Source organism: Areca yellow leaf disease phytoplasma (genome assembly GCF_041920595.1).
This window is the reverse complement of record NZ_CP169277.1, coordinates 445,959-453,472: the sequence shown is the minus strand read 5'-3', so window position 1 is coordinate 453,472 and position 7,514 is coordinate 445,959. Positions and strand designations below refer to the sequence as shown.

The 7,514-nt window shown below is 26.0% G+C and carries 4 protein-coding genes and 5 pseudogenes; 7 read left to right on the top strand and 2 right to left on the bottom strand.

Features of this window, described 5'->3' with window-relative positions; genetic code table 11:
• Positions 1 to 611: 611 nt before the first annotated feature.
• Positions 612 to 782, bottom strand: a complete 171-nt coding sequence (locus ACEW7V_RS02600) for a hypothetical protein (RefSeq protein WP_374695345.1) — start codon at positions 780 to 782, stop codon at positions 612 to 614.
• A 1,102-nt stretch (positions 783 to 1,884) separates the two neighbouring features.
• Positions 1,885 to 2,229 (bottom strand): hypothetical protein, encoded by a 345-nt coding sequence (locus ACEW7V_RS02595; RefSeq protein WP_374695344.1) that lies wholly within the window; start codon positions 2,227 to 2,229, stop codon positions 1,885 to 1,887.
• Between the two features lie 1,305 nt (positions 2,230 to 3,534).
• Here ACEW7V_RS02595 and rpmF point away from each other — a divergent pair.
• The 7 genes and pseudogenes from rpmF to rplB form a co-directional block, all read left to right on the top strand.
• Positions 3,535 to 3,744: pseudogene (gene rpmF, locus ACEW7V_RS02590) on the top strand (50S ribosomal protein L32).
• Between the two features lie 387 nt (positions 3,745 to 4,131).
• The gene (locus ACEW7V_RS02585) at positions 4,132 to 4,326 is read left to right on the top strand and encodes a hypothetical protein (protein ID WP_374695343.1); all 195 of its coding nucleotides are present in this window, start codon (positions 4,132 to 4,134) and stop codon (positions 4,324 to 4,326) included.
• A gap of 754 nt (positions 4,327 to 5,080) precedes the next feature.
• Positions 5,081 to 5,450, top strand: a pseudogene (rpsJ, locus tag ACEW7V_RS02580) (30S ribosomal protein S10).
• A gap of 146 nt (positions 5,451 to 5,596) precedes the next feature.
• Positions 5,597 to 6,281 (top strand): annotated as a pseudogene (gene rplC / locus ACEW7V_RS02575) (50S ribosomal protein L3).
• Positions 6,268 to 6,897: pseudogene (rplD, locus tag ACEW7V_RS02570) on the top strand (50S ribosomal protein L4). The pseudogenes rplC and rplD overlap by 14 nt, the downstream one beginning before the upstream one ends.
• Positions 6,897 to 7,142, top strand: a complete 246-nt coding sequence (gene rplW, locus ACEW7V_RS02565; protein ID WP_374695342.1) for a 50S ribosomal protein L23 — start codon at positions 6,897 to 6,899, stop codon at positions 7,140 to 7,142. Before rplD ends, rplW begins: the two are co-directional and overlap by 1 nt.
• Before the next feature lie 100 nt (positions 7,143 to 7,242).
• Positions 7,243 to 7,514, top strand: a pseudogene (gene rplB, locus ACEW7V_RS02560) (50S ribosomal protein L2); the annotation flags it as partial.

Sequence of the window (7,514 nt, the reverse complement as noted above, 5' to 3'; positions counted from 1 at the left end):
GAAAAGGTCTTATTTGGAGAAAAAAAAAGCTTGTGTTATTAACTTGGATGATAGTTTTTTCTTGTTGGTAAGCATCTTTGATGGTGTCTAGTTTTTGTCGTTTATACTTAGTTTATTTTGGTATAGTTTGTGAGTTTTGGTAATGGTTTTTGATAAGTTTGTTCTTTTTGTAGTCTTTATTTGTTCTAAGATGCAAATTGATTTGCCTTTGTCTTTTTCTTGTAAATTAGAGTTGTTTCTAGTTGTTTTAATAAATTGGTGTTTTTTGATTGAGGTTAAAATCGGTAGTATAAAAGTTTTGTTTGGATTCTTGGTTTTGTTTTGGTTTTTGAGTTCTAATTTTTGTTTGTCTTTTTCAATTTGAATTAATAAATTATTAATGTTGTTATTTTGTTGTTGAGATTAGTTATAAGATTAGTTTCTTTGTGATTGTTTTTAGTAATTTCCTTAAGTTCTTTTGTAAGATTTCTTTTAATTGGAGGTTTTTATCGTTGTTTTGTTTTTGATAAATAAGTTCTTGGGTTAAAAAGAGTTTGGGTTTGTTGTTGTGAGTTGTATTTTTTGGGGGGATTGTTTTATGGGTTTGGGCTTTTCTATTTGTGCGTAAATGTTTAATAATATGTGATGGTATTTTCTTGTAATTGTTTTGTTTGGGTATTGTGTTTGTTATTTACGGTTTGTAGTCTTTGATTTAATTGTTTGTTTTGGTTGTTTGTAATAATGTTTGGGGTTGTGTTTTTTCTTGGAGGTTTTTTTTTTTTTTTTTTTTTAGGTTTGTGCATTGTTGTTAATTGGGATAAAAAAGGAGAAAAAAATCGCTTGATAATGTTTTATTGCGTTTTAGAATAAAGCCAAATCTATTATAATATGATGACATAAAATTTTCCTTCAATCTAAATTATTGATTAAACAATATAAAAACATATTGTAGTTTATTATTAATTTTTTTTGTAATGTTATATTATTTTGGTTTTTCAAAGAAATAAGTTCTAAATTATTTTATCATTTACCTTTATCATAACATAAACCAAATTAATTTGGGATGTAAAAAATAATACTTAGCTTTTATATTTAGATCTTAAAAACAAAAAAACTATCCTTAAGGATAGTTTTTTTCATTATTTATATTATTTTTATTTTTTAAATAGTTTATTAATTTATTTTAAATATGGAAATAATTATTTCTTCTGATAAGGTTTATACCAAGTTGTTTTTTAGGATAGAGATATTTTTGGATTAAGTTGGTTCATAGTAAAAAATATATAAACTATTGTATTTATTTTTCATGTTTATGATTGCTTCTAAGGTATGTGTTTTATCCTTAATAAATAGCATTTTCCATCATGATAGATAAATATAATATTTTGGGGACAATTAAAATTGACTTAGACATTAATTCGCCTTTGTTTTGATTAATTGTTTTGTGAAAATGAGACTTTTTTGTAATTAGGATCAATATTTTATGTATAAAGATAAGAGCTTTATTAGTGTTTTTTACTTTAATGTTATGAATTGTATTATTTAGATTTTCTTTTTTACTTTTATTTTAAAAGTAGCTTTTGATTTGATAGTTTAATTTAAATGTTGAATGTGCTTTAATAAAAATAAAAATTAATGTTAAGTAATAGTATTAATATATTTATAATTATAAGCATTAAAAAAGGAATTAAAGTTTATATTTGGTCTTTTTTAGAAGTCTTGTTAATTTTGTTAATGTAAAAAACAGACTCCTTTCTTTTAAAAAAGGTAGTTAATATTAAATTATAAGTATCCAAATTATTAAGCTACCAAAAGATAATATAAATTAATATATATAATTAAAAAGATAAAAGAAAAGATTTATTGTTGTTTATTGTTGAGTGTTTGCCCAATCTCTCAGAAGCCTTACCATTCACTAATCCATCTAGAAGTAGGTTTAGCTCCATCTAATTTTTTGGTATTTTCTATGTCATGGTAAAAAATATACAAATTTGTATATTTTCCTGTCATTTTTGTTAGTTCTTGATAAGTATATTTTTTATCTAGGTCACCTCGAATTTCTCCATCATGATATAAACAAATTGTACTTGGCTCGCATGTTCCTGTAGCAATTTCAGACGATATATTCCCATCTTTTATTCTATTTATTGTTTTTTTTTTTCTTTTGGTTAATGTTCCATTAAAATTAGGATTAATCTTTTCTTTAATATTTTTATTACTTTGTCCAGGTAGAATCCCAATCCCCTTCAATTTCTACAAGGTGTAATTTTGGTCCTTTTTGTTCTTATGTTGACTCTTCTTGTGCTTGTGTTGTTGTTTGTGATTGTCTTTTCTTTTTTTTCTCTCAAACTTATTTTATACTTGTTTTATAATAATCATATCTTAATTTAAGATTTGATTGAGCTTTAGTAAAATGAATGATAATAATAAATAAAGTAAACATTATAATAATTAAAAATAAAAGTGTTTTTTTGTTATAAGTATTGGATAAAAACATTTTGGTTAATGCCTTTTTTTAGAAAATTGATAAATTTTTGGAAAAAATATCCCCTTCTTTCTTTCTAAAATTGACGGGTTTTAATTATTTAAGTTAATTATAAACATAGTATTCATTAGGTTTTTAGTTAGTTAAACCATCAAAAAGATAAAGAGTTTAAAACATCAAAGACTATTAAATAATTAATAGCCTTTGAATTGATTATTTGATATTTATTTAAGTTAATGAAAGATTATAAAATAATGTTATTAAAGAGTAATTTATTCAATTTATAAATGTTTGTTAATGGAAATTGTTTGTTAGTATGTGTTAGTGTAATTTATTTTGGATTTAGCTGATTGAGCTTCTGTTAGTTTGTTATTTTCTGCAATTACATTACCATTTTCATCCACTACTTCATATTGCATAGTTAATTCAAAATCAGCAGTATCGGTGTTATTTTCAACTAAACCACCAAGAGTTAATAATTCTACTTCTAACTGAACTTCTGCTGAAACAAATTTGTTATCTTTGGTAAGAGCAAATTTGGAGTCTTTGTTATATACTTCAAAATCATTGTTATCTTGTGTTTAACTTTTACTCCAACTCTAAATTTGTCAGTTTTGTCTACGTCGTTAACTTTGAATGTTGGTAGAAATACTTTTAAGAACCATTTTTAGTAGTTTCTTTGTTTTCAAAACCTTTTACGGAGAATGAAGCATAAAAATGGGGCTTCAACTAAATTAATTTATTAAAAAACTCAAATTAATTTAGTTATATTGTTGTAATTTGACAAAATAATAATTAAAGTAGCAAATAAATAAGAAAAAAGTAAAAAAGAAGCTCAAAATAGATTGACAAAACAGCTTTTTTAAGATAAAATAAACTTAGGTTTAAAATTAATTTTTGCACGCTTTGGCATGATTATTAATTTTTAAGCTTGATTAAAGAGATGTTAATATAATAATTTTTGGCAGTTATTAATTGGGTTTTGATTAACCTTTTATTTGTTTTTAGCATTTATTATTATTTATAATAAATGCTAAAAACTAAAAAATATAAAGAAAGGATTTGATAAAATGGCTGTTCCTTTTAGACGCACCGGAAAAACGGCAAAAAGAAAAAGACAGTACTCATTATAAGTTAAGCAATCCTGCTTTGGTACTTTGCAAAAGAAACTAATACTTTTACTTTGTCTCACAGAGTTACTAAAAATAGTAAGTTATTACAAAGGAAAACTTATTTTGGAAAACAAACCTTCTAAATCTCAAAAAACAAATGAAAATTAATTTATCATTATTAGACAAATTATTTTGTTTAAATAATTTTTCTTAGATGACGATATTGTTTTCTTATTTGATATTATTTTAATTTATAGTTTTGATATTATTTTGGATTTATTTTTTTGATAGTTACTATTTTAATTTATTTTAAAGAATTATTTTATTTTAAGTGTATAAGATAAAAAAATAAATAAAATCAGGAGAAACATAAATGTTATTAAAAAACATTATCACACTTTTTACTTACTGTTAGTTTTGTATTTTAAGTGTGTTTGGGTCTTATGTTTTTTTAGAAGCATCAAAAAAATATCAAGAAGCAGATAAGGCATCATTTTCTAAAACTTATAATGATAATTCAACGAAATTTTCAAGGAGAATTTATATTCAGCTTCTTTGGTTAATGAATCAGAAGCTAAAAAAGCTTATTATGCCAAATTAGAAAAACATAACGAAGATCAAAAAGCCCTCAAAGAAAAACAAGAAGTAACTAAAAAATACGTTTTCCTTTTTGTAGAGTTTTTCTTTGTATTGGCGTTAGTAGGATTTAATGGTCGTTTCTGTTATTCTAAAGCTAAATCATTTCAATAATTATAAGTAAAAAAATATGTCTGATATTAAACAAAACATATCTTCTTTTATTAAAAACATCAATTTTTATTATTAAGTGTATTTGGAATGATTGTTACTTTTTTGATATATACGTTTTTTGAAAATCCTAAATACTCAAAAAGTTTTACAACAATATCTGAGATTCATTACAATTTAATACAAATATGCTACTATCAAATTATAATTTATTATTACAACACTAAAAAACAAATGTATACAGATTATTTAAGAGTTGTTATATTAGTTATTATTTGGGTTTTAATTATAATATTTAATGGTTATATGTGTTTTGCCAAAATTAGCGCCCTTTTAAACAGTTTTTAAATTTGTTAAAAAGTTATCAATAAATATAAATATAAAATGAACTTTTTTCACAAACTATTTTATCTTTTAATGAGAAGATGATGAATTAACTTAATAGGGATATTTGAATTAACTTATTGTATTTTTTAACAAACAAAATCCAAAATAAATAAATTCTTTTCACCATTTTACTTATTTGAAACAGCTTTTTATTTAAAAACATTATTAATTACTTTTTTAACTTTTGCAATTAAAATGACTTGCAATAAAATCTTTTTAAGGTATAATAAAAAGGCTTGTTTTTAAATATTTTTTTCTTTTAATCCAAAAACAAAACACCAATGTCAGTTGTCTAAGAAAAAATTATTTAAGCAAAATATTTGTTCCATTGGGCAATATTTTCAAACATTTCTAAAAAAGGAGAATATAAGTGAACAAAAAAGAAAAAGAAATTATCAAAATAATTCTAAGAGCCTACCGATCCATCATTTAATTGTCATTGCCAATGTCATTGATCAAGCAGCTAAAAATTATTGATATTGTCACTAAAACAGGAGTAAATATTGAAGGTCCAATACCTCTTCCTACCAGAAAAGAAGTATTTACTATTTTGCGTTCCCTTTCGTTAACAAAGATTCAAGAGAACAATTTGAACGACGCACTCACAAACGTTTAATTCAAATTATCAACCTAATAAAAAAACAATTGAATCTTTAATGCACATTAGTTTGCCACCTGCAATTGATATTTTGTTAAAAAAACCAATAGCAAAAGCAAAATTTAGGCACTATTCATTTTAATATGAATAAATATTTACTTTTTTATAACCATTTCCATTTAAATCATTTCATTTGGTTGAATCACCAATCACAATTGCAATTTTCATAATTTCAATCAAATTTTTGAAAATCACTTTAAAAAACTTTTTTACAAACTTTAAACCAAAATTAAAAAAGAAAGAGGAAGGACATACCAAGGAATCTTAGGTAAAAATAGGAATGACTCAAGTTTTTAACGAACAAGGAGAATTAGTCCCAGCAACACAGTAGATGTCGCACCTAACGTTGTTTTACAACAAAAAACGTGCTGACCAAGACGGCTATCGGTCCTACCAAATAGGTTTTTGCGACAAAAGAGAAAAAACGCTTCTAAACTCATGTTAGACATTTTAAAAGCAACTACTGCCCCTGCAAGCGTCAATAATAAAGAAATTAATTTTAGTTCGATGTCAATTCAAACCTAGCTAATTTAGCAGCAGGCGCCCCAATCAAAAACGATTATTCGCTAAGCAGGGCATCATTGATAACGCCCAGAACTCAAAAAAGGTTTTGCTGGTTCTATTAAGAGACACAATCAAAGCAGAGTGTCCTGAGAAGTCTACGGTCCTGCTATCACCGTCGTCCAGGTCTAATGGAAGCCCTATTAAAGGTAAACACTAAAAGGTAAAAAAACTACCAGGACACATGGGACACGAAACGGTTACTATCCAAAATTTAGCTATTCTTTCGGTTGATATTGAAAAAACTTATTCTTAATAAAAGGCAATGTCCCAGGACCTAATAAAGGTTTTTGTAATTATCAAATCTGCTGTAAAAAAATTGACAAAGGAGCAAACGCATGCCAAAAATTAATATTCTTAATCAACAAGGCGACTTCTGTTTTGAAAAGAAGTTTTAGCAATTACTGTTTTTGACATTAAACCTAATCAACAAGTTTTATACGACGTTGTAATAAGCTCAAAGAGCTGCAATGCGTCAAGGCATTACATGCTACCAAAACCTGCGCTTTAGTTGCTGGTGGAGGTAAAAAACCATGGAGACAAAAAGGAACTGGTCGTGCTCGTCATGGCTCTATTCGTTCTCCTTTATGGAGTGTGGTGGTGGAGTTACTTTTGGACCGTCCCCAAGAGATTATTCTGTTAAAGTAAACCAAAAAGTACGTAGTCTGGCTCTAAAATCAGCTTTATCACTCCAAGCTAAAAATAATCAATTAGTAGTTGTAGACAACATTAATTTAGCAACTCATAAAACTAAAGATTTCCAACAAATGTTACAAAAATTAAACATCACTTCCAAATCCTTAATTGTAGTTACTCAAATGACAGAACAATTAGCTTTGGCTTCTCGCAATCTATCTTATATTACTTTAGAAAGAGCTTCTCATGCAAGTGTTTATCAAATCCTTAATTGCAAACAATTAGTCCTAACTGCTGATGCTGTTAACTATTTTGAAGAGGTTTTAAAATAATGAATAAATACTATGATTTAGTTAAAGCACCAATCATTACTGAATTAACTAATAAATTGATCGAAAGACAAAATAAATACACTTTTAAAGTTGCCAAAACAGCTAATAAAGTAGAAATTAAAAAAGCTTTAGAAAGCATTTTTCAAGTAAAGTTTTATCAGTTAACACTCGCAACGTTTTACCAAAATTCAAAAGAAAAGGTAAATTCGAAGGCTATACTTCTGGTTATAAAAAGCTATTTGTAAAGTAACTCCGGGACAAAATCGAAATCCTTGCTAACGAATAAACTCAAACCCAACCAAAACAACGATTAAAGATTAAAAAAATACAAGGAAGGTATAAATTATGGCAATTAAAAAATATAAGCCTACTACAAATGGATGTCGTAATATGAGTGTTTCTGCTTTTTCCAGAAATCACCACTCAAACTCTGAAAAAGATTATTTGGTATCTCATAAAGACCAAGCCGGACGTAACAACCAGGTAAAATTACAGTAAGACATCGTGGCGGCGGCGTTAAAAGAAAATGTCGTTTAATTGATTTTAAAAAGAAACAAAGATAACATTATTGGCAAAGTAGCTACCATTGAATACGATCCAAACGCAGTAGCAATACG

Excerpts from the sequence above, each read along its gene's own strand:
- ACEW7V_RS02600 (WP_374695345.1), bottom strand. The coding sequence starts at position 782 with ATGCACAAACCTAAAAAAAAAAAAAAAAAAAAACCTCCAAGAAAAAAC.
- rplW (WP_374695342.1), top strand. The coding sequence starts at position 6,897 with ATGAATAAATACTATGATTTAGTTAAAGCACCAATCATTACTGAATTA.